Annotated in this window: 19 protein-coding genes and 2 pseudogenes; 8 read left to right on the forward strand and 13 right to left on the reverse strand. The window is 62.7% G+C overall.

The genetic code is table 11. The features are described 5' to 3' along the window. Together BLQ58_RS27935 and BLQ58_RS27940 are read left to right on the forward strand one after the other, a co-directional pair. A pseudogene (locus BLQ58_RS27935) lies at window positions 1-204 on the forward strand (TolC family protein); the annotation flags it as partial. Window positions 205-323: 119 nt separating this feature from the next. Then, window positions 324-848: a cytochrome b gene (locus BLQ58_RS27940; protein WP_061959320.1), complete on the forward strand. Its 525-nt coding sequence runs from the start codon at window positions 324-326 to the stop codon at window positions 846-848. Between the two features lie 797 nt (window positions 849-1,645). Here BLQ58_RS27940 and BLQ58_RS27945 read toward each other — a convergent pair. Continuing rightward, on the reverse strand, window positions 1,646-2,284 hold the full coding sequence (locus BLQ58_RS27945) for a TetR/AcrR family transcriptional regulator (protein WP_092603706.1): 639 nt from the start codon (window positions 2,282-2,284) through the stop codon (window positions 1,646-1,648). A gap of 90 nt (window positions 2,285-2,374) precedes the next feature. Here BLQ58_RS27945 and BLQ58_RS29285 point away from each other — a divergent pair, with 90 nt between their 5' ends. After that, on the forward strand, window positions 2,375-2,515 hold the full coding sequence (locus BLQ58_RS29285; protein ID WP_172583339.1) for a hypothetical protein: 141 nt from the start codon (window positions 2,375-2,377) through the stop codon (window positions 2,513-2,515). 142 nt (window positions 2,516-2,657) lie between these two features. Here the strand turns inward: BLQ58_RS29285 and BLQ58_RS27950 are convergent, their stop codons facing one another. From BLQ58_RS27950 to BLQ58_RS27965, 4 genes are all read right to left on the reverse strand, one after another. Next, a complete protein-coding gene (locus BLQ58_RS27950) occupies window positions 2,658-3,656 on the reverse strand; it encodes a Bug family tripartite tricarboxylate transporter substrate binding protein (RefSeq protein WP_092603708.1) in 999 nt (332 codons plus the stop codon). Window positions 3,657-3,677: 21 nt separating this feature from the next. Then, window positions 3,678-4,754 carry a porin gene (locus BLQ58_RS27955; RefSeq protein ID WP_092603711.1) on the reverse strand — a complete coding sequence of 359 codons (1,077 nt, stop codon included), beginning with the start codon at window positions 4,752-4,754 and terminating at the stop codon, window positions 3,678-3,680. A gap of 92 nt (window positions 4,755-4,846) precedes the next feature. Continuing rightward, on the reverse strand, window positions 4,847-6,181 hold the full coding sequence (locus tag BLQ58_RS27960) for an MFS transporter (RefSeq protein WP_092603713.1): 1,335 nt from the start codon (window positions 6,179-6,181) through the stop codon (window positions 4,847-4,849). Between the two features lie 23 nt (window positions 6,182-6,204). Continuing rightward, window positions 6,205-7,266 (reverse strand): lactonase family protein, encoded by a 1,062-nt coding sequence (locus BLQ58_RS27965; protein WP_254776242.1) that lies wholly within the window; start codon window positions 7,264-7,266, stop codon window positions 6,205-6,207. Between the two features lie 239 nt (window positions 7,267-7,505). Between BLQ58_RS27965 and acnA the strand changes: the two genes are divergently transcribed. The 4 genes and pseudogenes from acnA (at window position 7,506) to BLQ58_RS27985 (ending at window position 12,945) form a co-directional block, all read left to right on the forward strand. Further along, window positions 7,506-10,157: an aconitate hydratase AcnA gene (gene acnA / locus BLQ58_RS27970; protein ID WP_092603717.1), complete on the forward strand. Its 2,652-nt coding sequence runs from the start codon at window positions 7,506-7,508 to the stop codon at window positions 10,155-10,157. A gap of 38 nt (window positions 10,158-10,195) precedes the next feature. Then, window positions 10,196-11,104 (forward strand): GntR family transcriptional regulator, encoded by a 909-nt coding sequence (locus BLQ58_RS27975; RefSeq protein ID WP_092603735.1) that lies wholly within the window; start codon window positions 10,196-10,198, stop codon window positions 11,102-11,104. A 13-nt stretch (window positions 11,105-11,117) separates the two neighbouring features. Continuing rightward, the gene (locus BLQ58_RS27980; protein ID WP_092603719.1) at window positions 11,118-11,849 is read left to right on the forward strand and encodes an ABC transporter substrate-binding protein; all 732 of its coding nucleotides are present in this window, start codon (window positions 11,118-11,120) and stop codon (window positions 11,847-11,849) included. A 318-nt stretch (window positions 11,850-12,167) separates the two neighbouring features. After that, a pseudogene (locus BLQ58_RS27985) lies at window positions 12,168-12,945 on the forward strand (SDR family oxidoreductase). A 322-nt stretch (window positions 12,946-13,267) separates the two neighbouring features. Here the strand turns inward: BLQ58_RS27985 and BLQ58_RS27990 are convergent. Together BLQ58_RS27990 and BLQ58_RS27995 are read right to left on the reverse strand one after the other, a co-directional pair. Beyond that, window positions 13,268-13,786, reverse strand: coding sequence for a 3'-5' exonuclease family protein (locus BLQ58_RS27990; protein WP_092603721.1), 519 nt, complete (start codon window positions 13,784-13,786; stop codon window positions 13,268-13,270). 15 nt (window positions 13,787-13,801) lie between these two features. Continuing rightward, window positions 13,802-14,311, reverse strand: coding sequence for a hypothetical protein (locus BLQ58_RS27995; protein ID WP_254776240.1), 510 nt, complete (start codon window positions 14,309-14,311; stop codon window positions 13,802-13,804). 28 nt (window positions 14,312-14,339) lie between these two features. On the opposite strand from BLQ58_RS27995, the gene BLQ58_RS28000 reads away from it, so the two are divergent. After that, complete coding sequence (locus BLQ58_RS28000; RefSeq protein ID WP_092603725.1) at window positions 14,340-14,585, forward strand: helix-turn-helix domain-containing protein; 246 nt, start codon at window positions 14,340-14,342, stop codon at window positions 14,583-14,585. Window positions 14,586-14,934: 349 nt separating this feature from the next. Here BLQ58_RS28000 and BLQ58_RS28005 read toward each other — a convergent pair whose 3' ends face one another. The 6 genes from BLQ58_RS28005 to BLQ58_RS28030 all read right to left on the reverse strand — a co-directional run. Continuing rightward, complete coding sequence (locus BLQ58_RS28005; RefSeq protein WP_139186190.1) at window positions 14,935-16,014, reverse strand: hypothetical protein; 1,080 nt, start codon at window positions 16,012-16,014, stop codon at window positions 14,935-14,937. A 529-nt stretch (window positions 16,015-16,543) separates the two neighbouring features. Continuing rightward, a complete protein-coding gene (locus BLQ58_RS28010) occupies window positions 16,544-17,464 on the reverse strand; it encodes a TniB family NTP-binding protein (RefSeq protein ID WP_175460033.1) in 921 nt (306 codons plus the stop codon). Then, window positions 17,454-19,499 carry a Mu transposase C-terminal domain-containing protein gene (locus tag BLQ58_RS28015; RefSeq protein WP_175460034.1) on the reverse strand — a complete coding sequence of 682 codons (2,046 nt, stop codon included), beginning with the start codon at window positions 19,497-19,499 and terminating at the stop codon, window positions 17,454-17,456. The genes BLQ58_RS28010 and BLQ58_RS28015 overlap by 11 nt, the downstream gene beginning before the upstream one ends. A gap of 71 nt (window positions 19,500-19,570) precedes the next feature. Then, window positions 19,571-20,122: a hypothetical protein gene (locus tag BLQ58_RS28020; protein ID WP_139186191.1), complete on the reverse strand. Its 552-nt coding sequence runs from the start codon at window positions 20,120-20,122 to the stop codon at window positions 19,571-19,573. Between the two features lie 436 nt (window positions 20,123-20,558). Then, a complete protein-coding gene (locus BLQ58_RS28025; protein WP_092603733.1) occupies window positions 20,559-22,607 on the reverse strand; it encodes a phage integrase family protein in 2,049 nt (682 codons plus the stop codon). A gap of 319 nt (window positions 22,608-22,926) precedes the next feature. Next, window positions 22,927-23,108, reverse strand: a 182-nt coding sequence (locus BLQ58_RS28030; RefSeq protein WP_175460035.1) for a transposase, incomplete at its 5' end; no start/stop codon positions are given.

The raw sequence follows: 23,108 nt of genomic DNA on the forward strand, positions 1-23,108 counted from the left end.
GAAGCTGCGAACCTACAGCGCGCCGCATCGGATCGCGCGACGCGCGCCTATCGCGCTGGCGAGTCGGGACTGGCCGAACTGCTCGCGGTACGCCGCAGCCTTGCTGACGCGTTGCTGGCCGAGCGCCTTGCTCGGGTCGACGCACTGGAAGCCGACAGCCGACTCAATCTTGACCTTCACCGGATGTGGGATCTCGATGACTGAGACCGCGTGCGGACATACGACAACCCAACCCAGACACCCGCTATGACACACCAGGAAGCGCTGCATTTGGCAGCCCTGACGGCAGCCCTGACGGATGTAGACCCCAAGGAGGTTTTACAATGAATGCCGAACCCAGATACACCCTCGCGATGAGAGTCCTCCATTGGCTGGTGTTCCTCGCCGCGCTGATTGCCGTGGCGGCGATCGAGATCCTCGATGTTTTCCCGAAGGGCAGCCTTGCGCGAGCCGCCCTGTTCGAGATTCATCAATCTGCCGGCCTTAGCGTCTTTGCGCTGATGCTGTTGCGCCTGCTCGCCCGCCTCGTGACGCCCATCCCCTCACCTGTCCCGGGACCGAACCTCCTGCGGCGCATCGGCGGGCTTACGCACGGCATTCTCTATCTGCTGATGTTCGCCATGCCGGTCTTGGGCGTGCTGGCCGTCGCATGGGGCGCAGAACCCATCCGGGCATTTGGCATGACATTGCCCAGTTTCCTGGCCGAGCATGACAAGCTCGCTCACCTCGCCGGGGAAATCCACGAATCCGGCGCGACCCTCGTGTACATCTTTGTCGGGCTGCACGCGACTGCGGCACTTTGGCATGCGTTCGTCATGAAAGACGGTGTGCTGCGTCGCATGTGGTAGAAGAACTGGGGGGACTGGGTTGCGCCTATCCGATAAGGAGCGAAACCGCAGCTCGCCTTGCTTCTGTTTCGTGACCTTGGCGGGAGGCGCGGTCGTGCCCCCAAAACACAAGACGGCGCGCCTTGCCCGTTCTCCGCGCCCGATGGAGCCTGCCGCGAAACCATCACGACCGGTCCACGATAACACGCAACCTTCAACCGCTACTTGCGCAGGGTTGGGTGACGGAGAGCTTTTCAGAGGAAGACGGGCGGAGCCGGCCGCTTTGCATCACAAAGGCGGGAACATCGCTGTTGGGGTGCGCAGGACCGGCATGGGCGCGCGCGCAGGCGGCCGCCAGGTCGATCGTCGGCGAGGATGGCGCGGATGCGATCATGCAAATCGCATCCACGCTTACCCGCCGCGGACAGGGCGCAAGCAAAGGTCCCACGATTAGACGAGCGTCACAGACCCCGTCGGGCGCACCATTCTTCGCGCTCCCGCAACCGGCTCAGTCAGGAAATGAGGAGGCCTATGACCCGGTTGTCCGTACATAGCCTCGCAATGCTGGCACGAAAACACAAACCTCGACTCATGGTGCCATGCCCTATATCCACTATGTTCTCGTCTTGGCAACGGCCGGTATTCGTACACACTTGACGAATTAGACGTCTCAGATGGGTCGCGAGCCGCCAAATTGAGCTAGGGCCGGCCAGTGAATCAGGTCCGACGGCCGAGTCCGGCCAATAGCCGCCGGTTGATTTTCCGAAGCGAATGGCGCTTGGCCATGCAAAGACCGCCACAGCATCCGCAACAGAGTCTCACTCGAGAGCTTGGTGTCGTGCCTTCGCCTTTCGTGGCGGTATCTCATATGCCGCCACGAAGGTCGCCACCGCTCTTTGGGCGATCGCCTCAAGGGTCGGACCACTCACGTCCTCTAAAGCGTGAAGCAAAAATTTCAACAGCAACTCCGATTCCAGAAGACCGCACAGATGGTAGGCGGCGACCGCCGGATCTTCACTCCGCAATTTGCCGGCACTCATCGCCAAAGCAAGGAACTCCGTCGTCTTGACCATGTAGGGCCTTACAGCTTTCTCATAGACAACGGGGCCGAGGCCGTGACGCGATGGCGTCGAAAAAACCAAGCGTCGCACGGCCTGAAACCGCGGGGAATACACTGTCCTCAACAGCCCAATGCCAAAACTTCGGAGTTGGCCTTCGATTGGTTGAGTCGCATCCAGCACGTCCAACACACTTCCGGCCTCAGGCGAGGTTGCACAGTCCACCGCAGCGAAATACAGATCCTCCTTGGACCGGAAGTAGCTGTAGAGCGTGCCCTTCGAGCATCCCGCTCTGTCGCTGACCTGCGACATCAATGTCCGCTCAAAGCCTTGCTCCATGAACAGGTCTAGCGCAGCCGTCAAAATCTCCTGACGCTTTGCTTCTGTCTTTACCCGCACACCAAACTCCTAACCGAACCGATGGGTTCGATTGTGCCTCATTCCTGCTATACTTTAACCGAACCCGATGGTTCGATTATGGAGAATGGTATGAGTGAAGAGAAGATTGGCAAACCGGCACCCCTACGCTGGTGGGACACCTACACCGGCTTTCTGGTCGCCTTTTTTGGTCTTTTGGGGACCATGTTTCTCCTGATCTATGTGGCATCGATATTGAAGGGCACCTCATAAGGGGACGCGTTCTCTGTCGCGTCTGACGCGCAACGCCGACATGCCGCGGCGGCAAATGGATAGGTCGAGCCGGGTCACTGATTACTTCTTCGATCGGAGTAACCGGCAAGTCGTAGACAGAGGCGCAGCCATAACGACCTCCTCAATTATCGGGAGTAATCTTCGCGTCCTCGACGATCTTCGCGAATTTCGCCGCATCCTGCTTGATGAACGCCGCGAACTGGTCGGGCGACATCGGGGTCGGATTCCCGCCCAGTTCCCTGAGGCGCGTGGACAGACCTGGATCCTTGAGCGCCTCGACGACGGCCCCATTCAGTCGCGCAATCACCGGCGCGGGCGTACCTTTCGGTGCGAAAAGGCCGAACCAATTCTCCAGCGAATATCCCTTCATGCTCGACGAATCCGAAATCGCCGGGATGTCTGGCGCCAGCACGCTCTTTCCCTGCGACGTGATGCCGATCGCCCTTACCTTGCCATCCTTGATGAACTGACGCGCACCGGCGAGGCTGACGAAGGTCATCTCGATGTTGCCGCCAATCACATCGAGTAGCTGATTGGACGCGCCGCGATACGGCACGTGTGTGAGTTGGACGCCGGCTTGGCGTGCCATCAGTTCTCCGGACAGATGCTGCGGATTGCCCACGCCGCTCGTACCGTAGCGCACTTTGCCGGGGTTAGTCTTCGCATAGGCCACCAGTTCATCGATCGTCTTGTATGGCAGCGAGGGATTGACCACCACCACGTTCGGCACCTTGACCACGAGACTGATCGGCATCAGGTCGGTCTGCGGCGCATATTGCATGCGGCTCTTGAACACGTACGGATTGATGGCTGTCTCGCCAGCCGACCCCATCAACAGCGTATAGCCATCGGGCTGTGCCTTGACGACAGCCTGCGCGCCGATCATTCCGCTCCCGCCACCTTTGTTCTCGATGACCACGGATTGACCCAGTGTCGTGCGCAGCTTCTCGGCAAGCACGCGCGCCATCGCATCGACACCACCGCCAGCCGAGAACGGTACGACGATCGTGATGGGACGAGATGGGTAGTTCGCTGCCTGCGCCACAGCGGTACTGGAGGCCACGGCAAGGCTCGCGACGGCAATGCAGCGGAACTTCGAGACAGATCGATTGCGTTTCATGGTTGTCATCCTCCTGGATACTTAGAATTTGTGGCGCATGCCGAGCAGCACGCCGGTCTGGTTCTGGCCGGGCTGTACCGTGTTGCCCGATCCGACCGCGAGCGCGGAACCGCTGCGGTTACGTGCGTAAGCCGCTGTCAGATAGAGGTCGGTGCGCTTGGAAAGCGCGTAGTCGGCCAGCGCGATGAAGAGCCACGGGTCCTGGGCGTTGTCGCGGTTGTTGGTGTAGAACGCGCCGCCCGTCAGCGAGAAAGCGGACGTGAAGTTGTAGCTGCCCTGCAGCCAGTACATATCCGTGCGCTGGGTCGAGGCCAGCATCGTGGCGCCGTTGGCCCCGCCATACTGCGAACGGTTCCATCGATAGCCCGCAACGAACTTGGCGGCACCGAAGGCGGTGGTCGCGCCGACCGCCAGGTTCTTGTTCGCCCAGTCTTGCGACGCCACGGTCGAACCCTGTGTCTGGTCGTAGACGATTGCCACGCCGGAGTTGCCGGATGTGTAGCCGAGCTGGCCGCCGATCTGCCGCCCTGCCTTCGGCGCTCCGGGCACTTCGCCGCCGTAGCCTGCGTCCCAGCCTGTGCTGTAGCTGGTTTCGACGGTTAGTCCGCCGAACTGTCCGAAGTACTTGGCCGAATTGTCGATGCGCTGGGCGAATACCGAGTCCATCGACGTAATGGAGTATCGCGCAGATACCCCCAGCAAGTCGTAGGTCTTGGCGAAATCGTAGATCGGGGCATCCTGCCGTCCCAGCGTTACGGCGCCGTATGGGCTTTCGATGCCGACATATGCACTGCGACCAAACAGTCGCTGCGTGCTGCCCGTGCCATTTGCCAGCGTGCCGGTGTCGAGGTTCGTACCGTTCTCCAACCGCGCAATGGCGCGCCAGTTGGCGCCGAGATCTTCCACGACGCGAATGCCGAAGCGCGAGCCTGACTGGTTGCCGGGCTGCATGCGCACCACGGAGTTGCTCCCGTTGGCAGAGCGCACGTGATTGACGTACTCCACGCCGACATCGGCAACGCCATAGAGCGTCACGCCCGACTGTGCGCAGGCCGCGCCGCTGACCAGCGATGCCGCAAGCAAGCCTGTTCTCTTCATCTGTCTCCTCCTTGTTGTTTCTTATGGGTGTGCGCCGCCCGGCGCCCGCAGAAACGGGCACCAGATCGCTGCGCGGGGAAGTGAGGACGCGACTATCGGCGGCGATGCGCCGGCGCGGCCTCGAAGGGTGCCGCGCGATGCTCCCTCACGCGAATGAAAAACGTCATCAGGAAGGCAATCACTAGCAGGCCGGCCAGGAATAACAGGCCCGTCGACGCGCTGTGGCTTTGCCCTTTGATATAGCCGATGGCAAACGGACCCGCGAAACCACCGAGATTGCCGATCGAATTGATGACCGCAATCGACACTGCGGCCGTGGAGCGACTCAGGAACAGCGTGGGCAATGCCCAGAACGGGGACTTGAATGCATAGAGTCCTGCAAGGCTCAAGCTGATCAGCCCGATCGCCACATAGGGATTACCGACCACGCCTGCGCCGATCAGTGACACGCCAGCCACCGCCAGCGGCAGTGCCGAATGAAGGCGCCGCTCATTGCGCCGGTCGGATCTGCGCGACCAGAGGATCATCACGATCGTGGCGAACAGGTAGGGCGCCATCGCAATCATGCCGACCTGCGTATGCGTGAGCGAGGACGAAAAGCCCGCGATGATCTGTGGCATCCAGTAGCCCACGCCGAGGCTGCCGCACTGGTAGACGAAGTATATGAAGGCTAGGTACAGCACCTTCGGACTCTGCATGACTTTCAGCGTGCCGAGATGTTTAGCCTGGGGACGCGCCTTGCGGTCTCGCTCCAGTTCGTCAGTAATCCACTGCTTCTCTGCATCCGACAACCATCGTGCATTGGCGGGACGATCGGTCAGATACAGGTAGCACAGCACACCACCAACTACGGCCGGCGCGCCTTCCAGCAGCAGCATCCAACGCCAGCCACTCCATTGCAGCCAGTGCACGTTGTCCATGATCCACGTGCTCAACGGCGCGCCGATGATGTATGAGACGGGGATAGCCGCAGTGAACAGCGCTACCGTGGTCGCCAGCTCCTTTGCGCGGAACCAGTACGTCAGGTAGACGATGATGCCAGGAAAGAACCCTGCTTCGGCGACACCCAGAAAAAAGCGCAGCACATAGAGCTGTTCCGCGGTCTGCACGAAGGCACTGGCCACGGCAATGATGCCCCATGACACCAGAATCCGTGCGATCCAGCGCCTTGCCCCGAAACGGTTCAGCATCACGTTGCTCGGCACTTCGAACAGGAAATAGCCAATGAAAAAGATGCCCGACACGAAGCCAAAGGCTTCGCTGGACAGGGCCAGTTCCTTGTTCATCTGGAGCGCCGCGTAGCCAATGTTGGCGCGATCCAGATACGAGATGATGTATAGGACGAAAACGAACGGGATGATGCGCCACGTGATCTTTCTGACTGTAGCGCGTTCATCGACATCGGGGCGGGCGTTGGATTGCTGCATCACGTACTACCTGTCAATGCCGGTCAGGCGGAGAAAACCATGCACACCGGGCTGCCCGACTGCACGCTGAAGCCGGTGGGCTTGAGTCTCCCGGTGGCCTGATCGATCTGCATGGCGACGATGGAATCGCTGTCCTCGTTGAGGACGTACATGTGACGGCCGCCCGGTGCCGTCGCGAAGAAGCGCGGCGTCTTGCCCTGCGAGGCGGCTGCCTCGACAAATCGGAGGTGACCGCTGGCCGGATCGATCTGGAACACGGCGATGCTGTCGAAGCCGCGATTGGAGGCGTAGACGAAGCGCCCTGTCGGATCGACCTCGATCTCCGAGGCGCGGCTGTTGCCCGTGTACGTCTCCGGCAACGTCGAAACGATCTGGAGCGGCTTCAATGCGCCCGTCGCACCGTCATAGGCATACGTGGTGACCGTCGAATCGAGTTCGTTCACCACGTAGCCAAGCTTGCCATTGGGATGGAAGGCGATATGGCGCGGCCCCGACGTTTCGCGGGCCTGCACGAATTCGGTCGCGGCCGGAACAAGCTTGCCCTCCGCGAATCGGAACGTGAACGTGCGATCCAGACCCTTGTCAGGCACCACCACGAAGTTGCCAGTCGGATCGAACGCGTTGAAGTGGGGCTTGGCCTGCTTCTGCTCCACCCGATGAGGGCCGATGGGACCGTCCAGTTTCACAAGCTGCGTCAGCTCGCCGAGCGATCCGTCAGCCTGTAATGGCAGGACGGCCAGGCTCGCGCCGATGTGGTTCGACACGACGATGTACTTGCCCGTGGGGTCAATCGCCAGGTGAACCGGGTTCTTGCCCTGCGTGCTCTGGCGGTTGATGAATTCGAGCTTGCCGGTGCCTTTGTCTACCGCAAAGGCGCTGATGTCGCTCAGATCTCCGTGCACGGTATAGAGCCGCTCGCCATTCGCACTGAGCGCCAGGAACGACGGGTTGACCAGATCCTTGACCAGTTGGGTCAGTTGCAACGAACCGGTTTGCGGGTCGATGCGAAACACGCTGATGCCGTCGCCTCTCGCATTGCGTTCGCGGGTGGTTCTCGATCCGACATAGGCGTATTTAGCGGTCATGCTGATTCCTTTCGATTTGACTGGATGTCCCGGTGCCGCCGTGGCGGTAGTGGCAGTGAGGCCGAATGCGGAGACGGCCGTGGCGGCAATCGCCCCGCCGAGCAGACGACGCCGGCCGAAATCCGGCGGCAGTTCGGGACACAAAATGGGTGAGTTCACGGGTTGTCTCCTTGTTTTACGTGGCCGATCCGGGTTTCCACTTGATTGCATTTTTACGTAAACGAATGCAAAGTACAGTCATGGAAAACACCTACCGCCCCAACATGACTCCGCTGCAAGGCCAGTTTCGCGCTGGCGAAATCACATATCGCTACGTCGACCTGCCAAACATGCTCGGTGGGTCACTGGCCCGGTTGCCGTTTGTGTTGCGACTGCTGTGCGAGAACGTGGCGCGCAACATGGCGGGCGAAGAACGTGCCGAGGCCATGGCCGCCATCGAGGCGTGGCTGGAGACGGGTACGAGCGAAGCCGAGATCGCGTTCCAGCCTGGCCGCGTGTTGATGCACGACACCACCAGCACCCCGGCACTGGTCGATATCGCGGCCATGCGCGACGCGTTGGCGGAAGCCGGTGCGGACCCGGATGCATTGAATCCGGTACTGCCCGTCGATTCCTCGGTCGATCATTCGCTCGCCGTCGAAGCGTTCGCGCAACGCGGTGCGGCCGGCGAGAACCTTCGGATCGAGGCGACGCGCAATGCGGAGCGCTACAGCTTCCTGCGCTGGGCATCGAAGGCGCTCAAGGGCGTGCGCATCCATCCGCCGGGCACGGGGATCATGCATACGATCAACCTGGAGCAGCTTGCGACGGTGGTCACCTCGCAGCAGCGTGATGGCGAACTGTGGGCGGTGCCGGACACCCTGATCGGCACGGACAGCCACACGCCAATGATCAACGGCATCGGCGTGCTGGGCTGGGGCGTCGGCGGTCTGGAAGCGCAGACCGTGATGTTCGGCATGCCGGTCATGCAGCGAATTCCCGATGTCATCGGCGTGCATCTGACTGGCGCACTGCAACCCGGTGTACTGGCGACGGATCTCGCGTTGACCGTGACGCAGCGGCTACGCGCCATTGGCGTGTCTGGTGAGTTCGTGGAGTTTTTTGGGCGCGGCGTGTCAACGCTCACGGCGGGTGACCGATCGGTAGTCGCCAACATGGCGCCCGAGTACGGCGCCACGACGGGATTCTTTCCAATCGACGAGCAGACGCTGGCATATCTGCGCACCACGGGTCGCAGCGCGTCGCAGGTGGCGCTGGCTGGCGACTACGCAAAACACGCGGGCCTGTGGTTCGATCCGGACAACGTGCCCTGCTATACGCGCACCATCGAGATCGACCTTGCCAGCATCGGCATGCATGTGGCAGGACCGCGCCGCCCGCAGGACTTGCTCTCCTATGCCGACACGGCCGCCGCGCTCGCCAAGTTTCCGTTCACGCCGAAGTCGCGCGTGGATGGCATGCCGCGCTATCCCGTCGCCATCGCGGCCATCACGAGCTGCACCAATACGTCCGACCCGGCGCTGCTGATTGCCGCTGGTATTGTTGCACGCAAGGCACGGGCGCGCGGCCTGACCGTGGCGCCGTGGATCAAGACCTCGCTCGCGCCGGGATCGCCCGCCGCCGCCGACTATCTGGCGCGCAGCAGACTGACCGATGACCTGTCGTCCGTCGGCTTCGATATCGTCGGCTTTGGCTGCACGACCTGCATCGGCAATTCCGGGCCACTGACCCCTGCCATCCGCGACGCCGCCGAGGCCGGTGCGGTATGGCCCGTTGCCATGCTGTCCGGCAACCGAAATTTCCCCGGTCGCATTCATCCGGACCTCAATCTCGGCTTCATCATGTCGCCGCCGCTGGTAGTGGCCTTCGCCCTGGCTGGCGACGCCGAGCGCGATCTGAGCCGCGAGGCTGTGCAGACGGCACCGGACGGCACGCCAGTCTTCCTAAAGGACCTCTGGCCCACGAGCGACGAGGTAGACGAGGCGCTGGCCATGGGCGCAGACCCGGCCGACTACCGGCGCGCCTTCGCCGTGGCATCGCAGAATCCGGTCTGGGCTGCCCTGCCCTTTGCCGATACGGCGCGCTATCCCTGGAATGCCCGCTCCACCGCGCTGCGGCGCCCGCCGTTTGCCGCACTCGATCAGGGCTCGCAGCTTGGGGAATATGACGCTTGGCCGCTGCTCGTACTCGGCGACGACATCACGACCGACCATATCTCGCCTGCCAGCGCCATCCCCAAGGACAGCTTCGTGGCCGACTTCCTGGTCAGCCGTGGCGACGACCGCAATGATCTCAACGTGTTCGCTTCGCGGCGCGGCAACTGGGAAGTCATGATGCGCGCCGCGTTCTACAACAAGACGCTAGTGAATCTGCTGCAACCCGAGGCGCCTACCGCTTATACCGTACACGTACCAAGTGGCGATGTCGCGCCGATTCACGAAGTGGCGCAGCGGTATCGCGACGAAGGCCAGTCGGTGGTGCTGATCGCCGGAGAGCGCTACGGCACCGGCTCCTCGCGCGACTGGGCGGCCAAAGGACAGCGCCTGCTGGGGATCCGGGCCGTGATTGCGGTAAGCTTCGAACGCATCCACCGTTCCAACCTGATCGGCATGGGTATCCTGCCATTGCGCATGCCGGCCGGCGTGAATCCGCGGACACTGGCCATCCAGCCGGGAGATGTCATCCACGTCGACGCGCACGCCGACACCCTGGCGCCGCGTTGCAAGATACCGGTGCGGATCGTGCGCAAGCATGGCGCGGTGGAAGTCTTCGATGCTACCGCCGCCGTGGAAACCCGGCTTGAAGTCGACCTGTTGCGGCGCGGGGGTGTGATTCCTTCGATTTTGCACAAGACGCTGGCGCAACATGGGAAAGACTTGGCCACCTCATGAAGATGCCGGCGCAACATTCGCTTGAGCCGTACGACACCATGACCCAGGACCGTTCCATCGCCACGCAGATCGTCGAGTTCATCCAAACCGAGCGCCTGCCGGTCGGCGCGCATCTACGTGCGCAGATGCTCGCGGATAGGCTCCGCGTTTCGCGCACGCCGGTCAACGACGCGCTGGCGATCCTGCACGACAAAGGCCTGCTCAGGCGCGAGAAGAATCGCGGATTCTTCCTGGCGCAGTCGCTGGACACGCCAGCCGCCCAACTAGCTAAGGAACTAGGCATCACCGAGCCGGACATCGTTGGCGACGCCTATTTCCAGATCGCCGAAGATTTGCTCAGTGGCTCGCTGCCGACCGAAGTCCCGGAACTCACGTTCCGGCAACGATACGGACTGACCGCGACGCAACTCAACGCCGTCCTTACCCGTATCACGCAGGAGGGCTGGGGCGAGCGCAACCCGGGCTACGGCTGGACGTTCTCCACCATGCTGACAACGCCGGACTCGCTGTTGCAGTCGTACCGTATGCGCCTCGCACTGGAACCCGCCGCGCTGCTTGAGCCCGGCTACCGGCTCGACGCACAGGTCATCGCGCGGCTGCGCGCGGCCGAACAGCATTTGCTGGACGGTGGCATCCAGACCGATACGGCCGATCAATTGCACGACCGTGGCGTGCGCTTCCACGAATCACTGGTCGAGGGCTCAGGAAATCCGTTCTTCATCGACACGATCCGCCGCGTCAATCGCGTTCGCCGCTTGCTGTCCTATCGCTCGATGCGCGAACGCACGCGGTATGAGGAACACGCTCGGCAGCATATGCATCTGCTGGACCTCCTTGAACGGGGGCGCAACGCCGACGCCTCCGCCGCCATGCGCGACCACCTCGACCACACTCTCGCCGCGCTGGCCAATATCCGTAGCATCCTGAAATCCGAAAAACCCGATTGATATTTCGCCGTACATGACCACCGACCAAGACATCGTTCAAGCCTTCGCACCTACGGGCAAGCTTCGCGCCTCCATCAATCTTGGGAATCCGATCCTGGCCCATCGCACGGCCGAGGGCTCGGCTGGCGGTGTGTCGGTCGATCTCGCGACAGCACTGGCGGCCCAGCTCGATGTCCCGCTGGAACTGGTGGTGGTAGATGCCGCTGGCAAGTCGGTCGATGTGGTCGCGGCAGAGGACGCCGATATTGGCTTCTTTGCGATCGATCCCAAGCGTGGCGCGAGCATTGCGTTCACTGAGCCCTACGTGCTGATCGAAGGCTACTACCTTGTGCGCGAAGATTCACCGGTGCATAGCAATGCCGATGTGGACAGCGCCGGCACCCGCGTGGTGGTCGGCAAGGGCAGCGCCTACGATCTGTACCTGACGCGCGAACTGAAGCTGGCAGAGATCGTCCACGCACCCACCTCCCCTACCGTGGTGAAGACCTTCCTTGAGGGCGACTACGACGTGGCTGCCGGCGTGAAGCAACAGCTCGAAGCCGACATCGCCGGCATGACAGGCATGCGACTACTTGGCGAACGCTTCATGGTCATCCGTCAGGCCATGGGTGTGTCGAAATCGCGCGGCGACAAGGCTGCGGCTTTCCTGGCGCGGTTCGTCGAAGACATGAAGGCGTCCGGTCGAGTCTCGGAAGCTCTGCGTGATCACGGCATTCGCGGCGCCACTGTGGCGCCACTCGCATAGGACGGACGGGGCATTTCGTGTCAGGCGTTTCAGGCTGCCATGCAATTAGAGGACCACCCGCTCTATCCGCGCATGTCCGGTATGTCCCGCTCGGCGGCCATTCGACTGCGCGGCATCGACCGACGCAGATGGGTCGGTCAGAGACGTCCATTGCGTTGACCGGATGAATCGGCAAACGAATGCGGACGCCGGGGCAACAATCCGCGGACGTCGACGTCAACGGCCCGCACACGAAGCCATCCACAAATAACGTGCCGGCCAATTCTCCCGTGTATTCGGTCCTGCAGACGAAGCAACCGGCCCTCAGGAGTCCTGCTGATGTCCATGGCGTTGGAATTGGAAGGGAAGCGTGTCCTGGTAACCGAAGGCACCAAAGGTGTGGGAGAGGCTGTCGTTAGCCTGTTCCGGAAACTGGACGCGAAGGTTGTCGCCACGGCGCGCGTGCAACCGTCCTCTCCGTCGACAGACCATTTCATAGCGGCAGACCTGACGACTGCCGAAGGCTGTGCCAAGGTGGCAAAGGCCGCCATCGACAACTTGGGAGGTGTTGATATCGTCGTTCACGTCGTAGGCGGCTCCAAGGCGCCCGGCGGTGGTTTTGCTGCATTGAGCGACGAAGAATGGCAGCGAAAGTTGGACCTCAATCTGTTGCCGGCCGTCCGTTTGGACCGTGCGTTGCTGCCTGGCATGTTGGCGCAAGGCGCCGGGGTCATCATCCACGTCACGTCCATCCAGCGCGAGCTTCCTTGCCGGAATCGACCACGGCCTATGCGGCCGCGAAGGCCGCGCTCTCAACCTACAGCAAGAGCCTGTCAAAGGAGGTTCCACCAAAGGGAATTAGTGTCGTTCGCGTAGCGCCTGGGTGGATCGAAACGGAAGCATCTGTCGCGCTGGCCCAGCGACTTGCCGCGCAAGCGGGCGCCGACTATGAGGGGGCAAGAAAATCATCATGGATTCGCTTGGGGGAATTCCATTGGGACGACCATCAAAGCCCAATGAGGTGGCGAACCTCATTGCATTTCTGGCATCACCATGTCCGGCAACGATTACAGGGACGGAGTTTGTGATTGACGGGGGAACTATCCCTACCGTTTAGTACTTTGATCGCCACGCAAAGGACCCGCGATCCCCTTGTTACGGACCTCGCGCACGCCACGGCAGTCGCAAGCTCCCAAGGAGCCGGTTCGGGGTGCAATAGCCTTTGCGAAACCAGAATTTGCCCCCTTTGGGGCCCAGGCAATCTGCGGGTGGAACGCAGAGATTCTCTTGGGACTCGCTGCGCCATCCTATTCACGGCTGCACCCCACACGCGCTTCCCCATACAATGAAGCGGAGCAGTGTCTCAGGCTCACGGCGGTTATCCGTTCGAATCCCACGTTCCCCTGTGCATTGGACGCGACTCAGAGCGAAATTTTGGGCTAAAAGCTGCAAGCGTATGCATTGGCCCTCGCATCGTGCAGTGCGTGATGCTCTCCGCCATACCTTAAAAAATAGGCCGCCCGACGGTCGACGTCGAGCTGACCACTGATATCCTCGAACGCCCAACCGTCTGGCAACCGCTCGCTAAGCAGGGATCGCAACATCGCTAAGTCCACCGCGTGGTCGTAGCAAAGCACTGGCTTGGACGCGGCAGGAATCGCAGCAACCCAGTCACGCAGCTCCTGGCGTAGACGGCCTAGAATCATCGCCCTGCCTTCGAATCGGCCAAACTGCGGCACCACGACTGCGCGAACGAAATCACTACAGCGCGCCTCGCTATAGTCCGTGCGCTCACCGTAAAACTCGACCCCGCTCTCTCCCACGATGGCAATACTGAGCACTTCAGGGGCCCGGAAGTCACTGAATTCCGTGTCAATAAAGTAGCGGTTGCCCCAACCGCTACGGCTTTCGGGCGACTTCGACCAGTTCATTTCGTCGTGAAAGCGCGTATCGGTCATCGTGTTGCTTGCGTTTCAGTTCTGTACTTCGGCCCGCCAGACGCGCCGGCCTCGCGCATACCGCGTTGCGAAACCGTGTGGTATGGAGAACCTCCGCCCTGCACTTGTGGTGAACTGCGTCACGCTTAGCAGCGCCTGGTGGCTCTCGCTGTGCTCGCTCACCCCGATGCGTATCTCGCTCAATGGATCGAGGTACCAGTCCTCAGCGAGACACCCTCCACGTGTGCTAACCACGGCAGCGCCGCGCAACACGCTCGTGCCATCGAGAAATTGATTCAGGGATGCGGCACCACGGGTGAGGTCCATCCAGACAACGCGCGGTATTTCTCGCGCTCGCTTCTCCGCCACCCGAAGAACCAGCAGGTCACCGGGTGTCCACTGCTCCATCACCGCCCATACCCCTGCGCCATCCCCGGCGAGCGCCGATGGGAGCGGCAAACGATTTTCATCCTGAATCAGAAACATATGCATCAAAGCCAAAGAGCCGCGCCATTGCCCGAAATGGGTCGTAAATGCCGTGGCCAAGCTGCCATCATACCGCGACCATCGCGGGATGCAAAGAGTGTCAGTCAAACAGGACGATGCAGGACACCTCGCCGCGATTGGGGCGGCGGTCCGCGCTCGCCGGTTGGAACTCGGCACTTCCCAAGAGGCGCTCGCGCACGCAACCGGTATCGACCGCAGCCATATGGGTCGCATCGAACGGGGCGAGCGCAATCTGTCCGTCCTCAACCTCATCCGGATTGCCACCGCATTGGACCTCACCCCGTCTAAGCTACTCATGACGTCCGGCCTGTAAGCCGCTCCGCGCCCCTCTGCTGCGAAATTGAGCGAATCAGCCGGCGCCCTCCCCCGTGCGAAAGCGTTTTGCCAGATCGCTACGCTTTCCGATGTGCCGCCCTCCGGGCGTACGGCTGCCGCATCCGAGAGAATCTCCTCGAGAACAGGTCAAGTGCCAGCGATGCATGCAACATCGCATACGGACCCATTCGGCCGCCGAGCCCCGCAAATGGCAACGACTGACATGATGCCCGATCCCTGTGCCCGTGACGGCCAACACGCAGAAGAAGCAATGACGTAGCACAATGAACGCCGCAGCAAGTCCGCGGGCGTGACTGCCCCAGGCCCTACTGGCGTTTCCACCAGCATTAACTCGATTGATGCTTCCGTATGCGTCTTAACGCCTCGCGCGGAATACCCATTTCGTCGCTGGGAACGCCTGGGAGCACAATGCCCAAGCGCCCTGCTTGAGCCCAGCGAACGATCGTATCCGGTTCCACCCTCAAGAACTCCGCCGCGACGCTGACGCTGGCCCACCGCGCATCATAACGGTCACCACCGTATCCCTTCGGCACCACTACGCGAACGCTCGGATAATCTGGAAGCGCCCACTTCGCGAACATCAGGTGATGCTTGTCTCCGCTGTACACGAGCGCCACGACGGGGCGGCGACTGTCGCGACTTAGGGGATTTTTCAGTCTTCTCACGCACTCACTGACCGTCATCCCGTTGCGCATGACGGTGGCCACGTCGACATAGTTATCGATGCCTTTTGTGACTCGGTATCGGCCCAGTAGGTCGTCCACAGCCCGGTGGAGATACTCATGCTCGGGCCCATACTTTCTGTAGCCGTCTTCCCGGAGCAGGCGCGTGAGGACCGACACGGGCACACCGAGCTTGTCTGCCAAATCGCGAAACGACCCTCCCTCCTGTCGCGCACGCCACACTCGCTGGACGTTCGTCAGCGAGACGCTCGCCGGGACTTCGACCCAGATATTGCGGTAGGGTCTGCCGAGGAACATTCTATCGAGTTGCAGCGGCACAATATCCGCCGGCCAGTGGGTGGAGCCATCGAGGAAGATCGGCAACCAAAAGCAGAGCATCTGCCCCGACACTTCACCGCTTGCGAAGAAACTCGCGACGGCCGTCTGGAAGAGTTGCCGCAATGCCGGCTCCGCCCGCACACCCACGCATCGGTACAGCTCGTAAGCTACCAGCCGATGAAGCTCGACAAGTTCTCGGTTGCAAACGCCGGCGAAATCCTTCACGAGGAAAAGGATCGGGTCTTTCAGCCGCAGGAGCGCTTCGCCGGCTGCTGCAAAGGCGCGGGCATCCATGTTGGCGCTATCCTTGCCCGGTACTCTGCGCAAACCGGCAGTTTGCGCGAGCCAAGCATAGCCCAGCGCCCGCAGCAAGGACACGCGAGAGCTGCGCGGCAGGCCGGTCAATTGGTTTCGCGTCTTGCCGCGGGGCACTTTGGCTAGCAACACATACCGGGTAGCCACGCGCTCGGCGTCCGTGGGGGTCACAAGTGGCCAGAGTGTCAATGGGAAGCCACAGCCGCAATGGCCCAGATCGCGGCGACGCCAGCTCAACGACTTGCTGCAGATTGGACATTCGGCCACCAAGCGCCATCCATGTCGGAAACACGTGAGCACACCGCGACGTTCCCACTCCTTGCGCCAGACAGGCTCCACCTGCAAACACGCCGGACAAAAGCACGCTCGATCGCAAGGCAGATCGGATGACACGTTCGGATGGGGTTGTGTTGTCGCCAGCGACGTCTCCAACGTGATCCCAGTGCGAAGCGCAAATCCACGCGGGCTTTCATACTCCAGCGGCCGACGGCCGTCCGGCCCGTCAGCTGGAGCTGCCTGGGCACGGCTGCGCGCCGCGTCGGACAACGACGGCCGGAAGGCATCGGCCGTCGTTCGCGGCGGGTTGGCGGCTCGGCGAGCCCGGGGCAGGTCACTCATCTCAGAAGGTCAGATCCGGACAGAACGGCTGCCCCTCTTCGTCGAGAAGATGATGACTAAAGCCGCGGTTAAATGGATTCATTTTTCCGACCCCCTCATGCCAGATGGCCGCGGTGAATGCCTTCTCCATCAGAGGCATGGTGAGTCGACGTTTCGTCGCCTCGCTCATCTCGATCGCCTCGATCAGCAGCTTTTTCACGTACCCCAAGGCGCCATGGGTCGCGTACCACATGCGAGGCCCGAAAAGCTCATCCGCGAGCTCTTCCCCGTTTTCAAACGGAAGCTTTTTCGCCAACGCGCGCAGGACGTCCAGAAAGTCGTTGAACTGAGTGCTGTCTTCCATCGCAAAGGCCCCGATGTGTTGCACCGATGAGAACCGACCACGCAACTGCTGACTCTTGTCGAGCACGGCGCGCGCACTCGGCAGCCCCATCAGCACCACCGATACGCCGGCGCGATTCATAAGGCTCTTCACCGAATTCGCATAGCGGTGCAGCTTCGGATGTTGCGCGGTCTCCGTGAAATGATGGAACTCGTCAATGATGACCAGCCGGATGCGGCAGTACTCCACCACCTTGGTAAAGCGGGCGATCAGGTCCTGCTCGCTGAGCGATCGGCTTGTTGTCACGTCGAGTTGCAGCATGAGCCCACGTGCGATGGACTTCTCGGTAGGAATCGTGGGGACTTCGATGTACATCACCGGAGCGCTCGGCGTGCCATCCACCGTGCTCCTGGGATGCGCCTCCAGGATTGACTTCGCCAGCGTCGTCTTTCCCACTCTGGTATCACCCACAATCAACAGCCCACGCGGATCGGGCGAACGAAGCATCCGTTCCATTTTCTCCCGTAGATCATGGAATGCCGGATAGTCGATGATGTAGCGCGACACCTCGTGCGCGGCCTGTTCCAGATCATTCTTCATGTCTCGCCTCCTCTGCGCCATCCGCACTCGGCGCCGCACTACGAAGTCTTGCAGTGCGACCGAGGGCGAAACCTGGCAGCTCTTTCCGCGCAAGAATCCGGAAGTTGCCGAGTGTCGGGATAGGACTTTCCAGATCCGCCGATGCGGCGGGCTCGGACGTCGCCGGCATCGCGCGGTGAGCGGCATCCTTGGCAATCGCCGCGGCCTTGCGACGTCGCAGACTCTTGTCCACTTGCGCCCGCTCGACTTCCCGACGCACCGCCGCACGATTGGCCGCCAGCCGGGAAGCGCCAGCCGCCTGACCGTGGCTTACGCGTTTGAGTTTCCCCAACAGTTCGTGCTCACGCAGCGTAAGTCCACAGGCATAGGCTGGATCGACGTTGGGCACGATGAACTCAAGTCGCGACTCCGGATGCGTGGCCCAGACACGACCGAGATCCCATGGATCGAAACGGACCGTCACCTTACAATGCAGACCAAATTGGCGCCGGACACCCTCCAGTTCGGCAGACGCATAGCGTTGATTGCCGAACATTTTGATGCCACTTTTCCCGATGCACCGCTGCATCCGTGGTCGACATGCCCACGCCACCGCGTCGTCGCGGTGCAGCGCATCCAGTGGGCACACGGCCGAGAGTTGCCGCCAGACATGTTCGGGCGTCGCACCGTTCAGCCCATCGTGGGGCGTTAAGGCATAGACCGTGTCGATCCAGGTGCCAACCAACGTGCGCAGGTCTGCGATGGTGAGCGTCGCGTTTTCCTGGGCGTCGTACCCGCGACGCTCTTTCGGGCTGCCGTAGGTGGTGCCCGGCAAGGAACTTATGAGGCCGCGATTGACCGTCCCGATAAAGCGCTCGACATGCCCCTTGTTGTCGGGGCGGTAGGCCGGGCAAAACATCACCACGACGTCCAGATCCGAACAGGCGGCCTGCACCGCCGCGGAGTCGAATTCTTTGGCGCGATCGAACAGCAGCATTTCCACCTGCCCATGGGCCAGGCGCCGCGCCCGCTTGTCTCCAAGGAGACCAGTTAAGGCTTGCCGCAGGAGGCCCAGTACCGTTTGCTCGTTGGGACACGCCAACGACACCTCCCACGCCACCACCATGCGCGTGGCGACACACAGCATGACCGACAGGTATGGCCGGCCCACCAATTTTCCGGTCGCCTCGTCGACCAGCATCAGGTCCAGAACGCCATGGTCGGACTGCACGCATTGCAGCGGACGCCGTGGCCCGTCATGGCGATTCGCTTTGGACAGGCTCAGCATCCGGTGGGCCTCGGCCGATCCGACTTTCGCAGTCAGCAGCTCGATAGCCGGCCGTTTCAGGCGATACCGATACAGTGTCGCCCGGCTGATCGGCCGCTCGGGATCGCCCAGCGCCCAGGCGTTCTCCGCCGTCACCTGCTGATTCGCCTCGTCGAGGATTTCGGTGGCGGAACGTCTTGGCCGCTGAAGGCACTGGTCCACCGCGCGCGAAATTTTGTCGCGGTGGCCTGCGCTCAGGCGGGATTTTCCCTTTCCGCCCCGCAGGTCCGTATGCGACACCAGGCCCGCCAAGCCATTGCGCGACAGGGCCTGCCACCAGCGCACCACCGTGGAGTCTGACGGCGCCCGAGGGTCGAGGATCTTCTGCGCCACGCGGTCAATGATGGCGCGCAGACGGTCGCCCCGACGGAACACTCCCGTGCCCTCCCTGGCGACTTCGCGCAGATAGCGGCGGCGCCGCTCGGTTTCCGTGCGCACCGAGTCTGGCGCATCGCGCAGCTGGCCAGTGGCGCCCGGTCCAATAGGGGCCGACGGCAGGCCGACCTCCTCCGTTGCAAACTCGACGAGGCTGCCGTTTTGCAGGTCCCGGCATATCAGCGTCCGGGCGTCCAGCGCCACGCAAACCTGGTACGCCCGACCTCCACGGCGGACGATGCCGGCGCCGCTTGCCACGCCAGTTGCCGTGGCCTGCACCGTTTCCGGCCGGTCGGAGGCACTGGGTGCCGGGGTGTCTGTCTTCAACGTCACAGCCTGACTGGATCGCTTCATCGCCCTCTCCTGAAAGTTTCGGCCAGCCTCGCGCTTGGCAAGTTGGCCATGCCTGCGTCTGTCGGCACCCTTCAATGGCCGCCGATCCATTCCCTGAAAAGGTGCGTCACCAGCCGTTGTTCGGTGTGGCTGGGCAAGCCCCGTTGGAGTCGTGCAGGACTCAGCGCCGACAGCGCCGAGATGGTCGCCTTGGTTGGCGAAAATCGACACACCCGGAAATGGCAGAGCGTCGTCGGGCTTGTCTGGCTGGTCTCGCAGACGGCCAGCAGATGCGGAGCCAAATCAGCGGCCTGCGCCAGGGATCGCTGGCTCGCGAAGACCAGATACGAGATGCCGTTGCGGGAAAAGAGAAAGTCCGGCTGGTACGCAGTCGATCGGATGGCCGCCGGCCGGGTCAGCACACCCGGCTGCTCATGAAACGCCTGAATCAATTGCAGGATTGCGCAGCTCTCCAGCAAACTCGCGATCGGGAGCAGCTCCTTGCTCTGCAGCAGAATCGCGCGCCCTTGCGTACGGGACGGCCATCGCGCGTAGTAACTCACCGCGCGACGACCGATCCGTGGCGGGGTGGGATCCCATCGGAATAGCCTGGAAGGCGCGCTGGGAAGCGCGAAAGCTGGCATACGGGCCTCCACGAAGGATTGCATCAATCACATCGCGAAAATGCAGGACGCAAAGTCCTTGACCTGGTATGGCGGCTGTTCAATACTGGGGATGCCACTCCAGTAATCAAACCATCCGCATACGTAGGCCTCATCGTCCTGCGCAGCATTCTGAGCCGCGTGACGCAGCGTCAACTGCCCCACGCGGTTTTTCGTTTCCATTCGCAGGAATGGAAATGTCCGAGTTGAGCATAGTGGGCGAGACAAAGGGGTTCAAAAAAATATTCGCCCCATAAACCATGACCTTTCTGGCTTCAAAAAAATAATGTGAATTAGCGCAGTTGCTTGGGTTTAACTTAGTTAACCGGTCATGTGATTTTCTTGCGAGATTTGCACCCCCAACGCGTCAGGGCAAACAGCAACGCCTTTCGCTTGCGCTGGGCGGCGAGAATCCTGCCTAGCGGGGACTTTCGCCCGGCAGCCACAGCCGCTGCATGGCCTGGAGCCGGCGCACCCGCTCGGTCTTCACATAGCGGGTCGTCGTATCGAGCGAGACATGGCCGACGTTCTGCTGAACGATCTCGACGGGTACTCCGGCATCGAGCGCGTGCCAGACGTGGGTGTGGCGCAGCCAATGGGTAGTGGCCCGCGCCAGGCGTGCGGCACTCACCGGGTCGCTCGCGCGCAGCCCCTGCGCACAGCGGGCGAAGAAGGTCCGGATGTGCCGGTGGAAACTGCTGGCCGCGACATGCCGCGTCGGGTCCCCCGCCGCCTCGCCACGCGCGCGTGCGGGCGCGGGATGTGCGACGATCAGCGGCACCGTGGGCGACGCGCCCGGATCCGCAGGCAACCCACGCGCCAGCAGATACGCGGAGAGTCTCGCCATCGAGTCCGGCGACACCGGGACTTGCCGGATGCGATCGCCCTTGCCCCGCACCGTGAGCCACCACCCTTCGAGCGGCGCCATCCCCGGCTGCGGCAAGGCCTCCCACGTCAGCTCGGCGGTGGTCGCCGCCAGCAGTTCGGCCAGGCGCAAGCCCGTGTCGTGCAGGAACGGCAGCGCGAACTGCAGCCGTCGGGCGGACACCCTCTCCGGCAGTCGCGCCAGTGCCTCGAGCACACTCTGCCATTGCGATGCCGTCAGCCCGCGGCCCGGATCGGGCCCGCGCGGCCCTTCGGCCGGTGGCACCACCGCCCGCCACGGATTGCCGATCAGATAGCCCTGGTCCACCAGAAAGGCGAAGAGGTTGCCCAGTACCCCCAGAGCGAAGACACAGGAGCGCACGGACAACGGCCCGGCGAACGGTCGCCAGCTAGTCTTCCAGCGCGGCTGCGCGCGCGCACCGCACCACGCTGCGGGCGGGGCGAGCAGAAAGTCCCGATACGCGAGACAGTCCTCCACAGTCATCGATGACAGGGCACGCCGCCGCTCGCCCACGGCCCACAGCAGGAAGCGCTCGGCTTCCTTGCGGTAGGCCAGCTGGGTGCACGTGAGGCGCGCACCCGGCGGGGCCGGCAGATCCGGAGCTGGCAGATCCGCGGCCGGCACGCCCGATGCGGCGGGCATGGGCGGGCGGCGACGCCCGGGGGGTCGGCCCCGCGCGGCCAGCCAGGCCAGGATGGCCGCGCGGTCGTCATCGGCGTCCAGCAGGCACTGCCCGGGCGGCGCGCGAAAGCGGCCCTGTCGTCCCGTGAGATCGTCGGGCAACACCAGCCGCTCCATCGGCATCAGGGCCGACACCCCACCGGCCGCGAATGCCGCGTCGATCACGCCCCCCGAAGCCGGCCGGGTGGTCCCGGGCCAGGCTGGCACGTCCGCCAAATAAGCCGCCTCGAAATGGGCGGCCATGAACTGCGCGACGGCGCCCGCCTTGATCGGCCCGATGCCCGGGATCGCGCCCCACCACGTTTGGCGGCTCGCCATCCGGGTGCGCAGGGCATCGAGGGTCGGCAGCCCGGCAGCCTGCAGACGCTGCGCGATCGCATCGGTGAACCATGCCTCCACGCCGTCGTGCAGGGCGACGGGTACCGCGACCCGCGCCTCCAGGGCATAGATGGCGGTCAACTGCCGCCGCAGCAGGGTGGCGCGGCGCCGCTGTCGCGCCAGCTCGGAATCAAAGGCGGCCTGATAGGCGGCGAGCTGCTCCGCTTCGGCGAGGTCGTCGAGCGCCTCGCGGTCGATGAACGCTTCCAGCGACGGCAGATCGTCCGAGAGCGGCGAGAGGTCGAGCCGCAGCAGCCGCGCCTGACCGAAATCCCCGCCCCGGGCGGCCGCGGCGGACAGCTCCGCGCGAATCCATGCGGACATGCGGTGCACGCGCGGCGGGTCGTCAAACGCCCCGGCGTCGGGCAGATAGCGCTCCCAGGCGGCCCGGGGGGACAGCCCCTGGACCACCGCCCGCAGGTAGGCGAAGTGGCCGCGGTGCAGGCGGGCCCGTGTGACGCCGTAGGCATGGGCTGGCTGCGGCGCGCGTGGCGGGCGGAGGGCATCAGGATCAGACGTCACGTCACACTCCCCCGGAGTCGTGGAACAGGCACGGCGTAGCGGGGTCGGCGGGTCGTCAGGCGAAAAGCGGCGGCGGTCGGCCAGTGGCGTCGGCCGTTCCACTATAGAAAATAAGACGACTTATCTTGTAGTTGGAATTTCGTCGGGGGCTTAGCCTTCGAACTCCGCGCCTAGCAGGCTGCTGAAGTACTCCCCGCACAAGCGGTATGCTTTTCGCCTGTGCAGGTGAGTACTGTCTGGTTTCACAATCCGGAAGCCGCGCACCGCTGAATCGAGTTTTTCGGCTGCTGGGCACCAGTTTGCGGCTTCATTTCCCCGATTACCGCAACTGCGGACGGATTTGTCCCAGCGAACGCATGCGCACGAGGTTGTAGGCGGCCATGCTCAGGACGAACATCTGATCGACTCGCTTCAATCCGCGCACCATCACCTGGCGCATGCGTCCGACCGTCTTGACCCATCCAAAGCCTTGCTCGATCAGCTTGCGCTTTTGCTGCGAGA

Source organism: Ralstonia sp. 25mfcol4.1 (genome assembly GCF_900104095.1).
GTDB lineage: Bacteria > Pseudomonadota > Gammaproteobacteria > Burkholderiales > Burkholderiaceae > Cupriavidus.

Excerpts from the sequence above, each read along its gene's own strand:
- BLQ58_RS27940 (WP_061959320.1), top strand. The coding sequence starts at position 324 with ATGAATGCCGAACCCAGATACACCCTCGCGATGAGAGTCCTCCATTGG.
- BLQ58_RS29285 (WP_172583339.1), top strand. The coding sequence starts at position 2,375 with ATGAGTGAAGAGAAGATTGGCAAACCGGCACCCCTACGCTGGTGGGAC.
- BLQ58_RS27950 (WP_092603708.1), bottom strand. The coding sequence starts at position 3,656 with ATGAAACGCAATCGATCTGTCTCGAAGTTCCGCTGCATTGCCGTCGCG.
- BLQ58_RS27955 (WP_092603711.1), bottom strand. The coding sequence starts at position 4,754 with ATGAAGAGAACAGGCTTGCTTGCGGCATCGCTGGTCAGCGGCGCGGCC.
- BLQ58_RS27960 (WP_092603713.1), bottom strand. The coding sequence starts at position 6,181 with ATGCAGCAATCCAACGCCCGCCCCGATGTCGATGAACGCGCTACAGTC.
- BLQ58_RS27965 (WP_254776242.1), bottom strand. The coding sequence starts at position 7,266 with ATGACCGCTAAATACGCCTATGTCGGATCGAGAACCACCCGCGAACGC.
- acnA (WP_092603717.1), top strand. The coding sequence starts at position 7,506 with ATGGAAAACACCTACCGCCCCAACATGACTCCGCTGCAAGGCCAGTTT.
- BLQ58_RS27975 (WP_092603735.1), top strand. The coding sequence starts at position 10,196 with ATGACCCAGGACCGTTCCATCGCCACGCAGATCGTCGAGTTCATCCAA.
- BLQ58_RS27980 (WP_092603719.1), top strand. The coding sequence starts at position 11,118 with ATGACCACCGACCAAGACATCGTTCAAGCCTTCGCACCTACGGGCAAG.
- BLQ58_RS27990 (WP_092603721.1), bottom strand. The coding sequence starts at position 13,786 with ATGACCGATACGCGCTTTCACGACGAAATGAACTGGTCGAAGTCGCCC.
- BLQ58_RS28000 (WP_092603725.1), top strand. The coding sequence starts at position 14,340 with ATGCAAAGAGTGTCAGTCAAACAGGACGATGCAGGACACCTCGCCGCG.
- BLQ58_RS28010 (WP_175460033.1), bottom strand. The coding sequence starts at position 17,464 with ATGAAGAATGATCTGGAACAGGCCGCGCACGAGGTGTCGCGCTACATC.
- BLQ58_RS28015 (WP_175460034.1), bottom strand. The coding sequence starts at position 19,499 with ATGAAGCGATCCAGTCAGGCTGTGACGTTGAAGACAGACACCCCGGCA.
- BLQ58_RS28020 (WP_139186191.1), bottom strand. The coding sequence starts at position 20,122 with ATGCCAGCTTTCGCGCTTCCCAGCGCGCCTTCCAGGCTATTCCGATGG.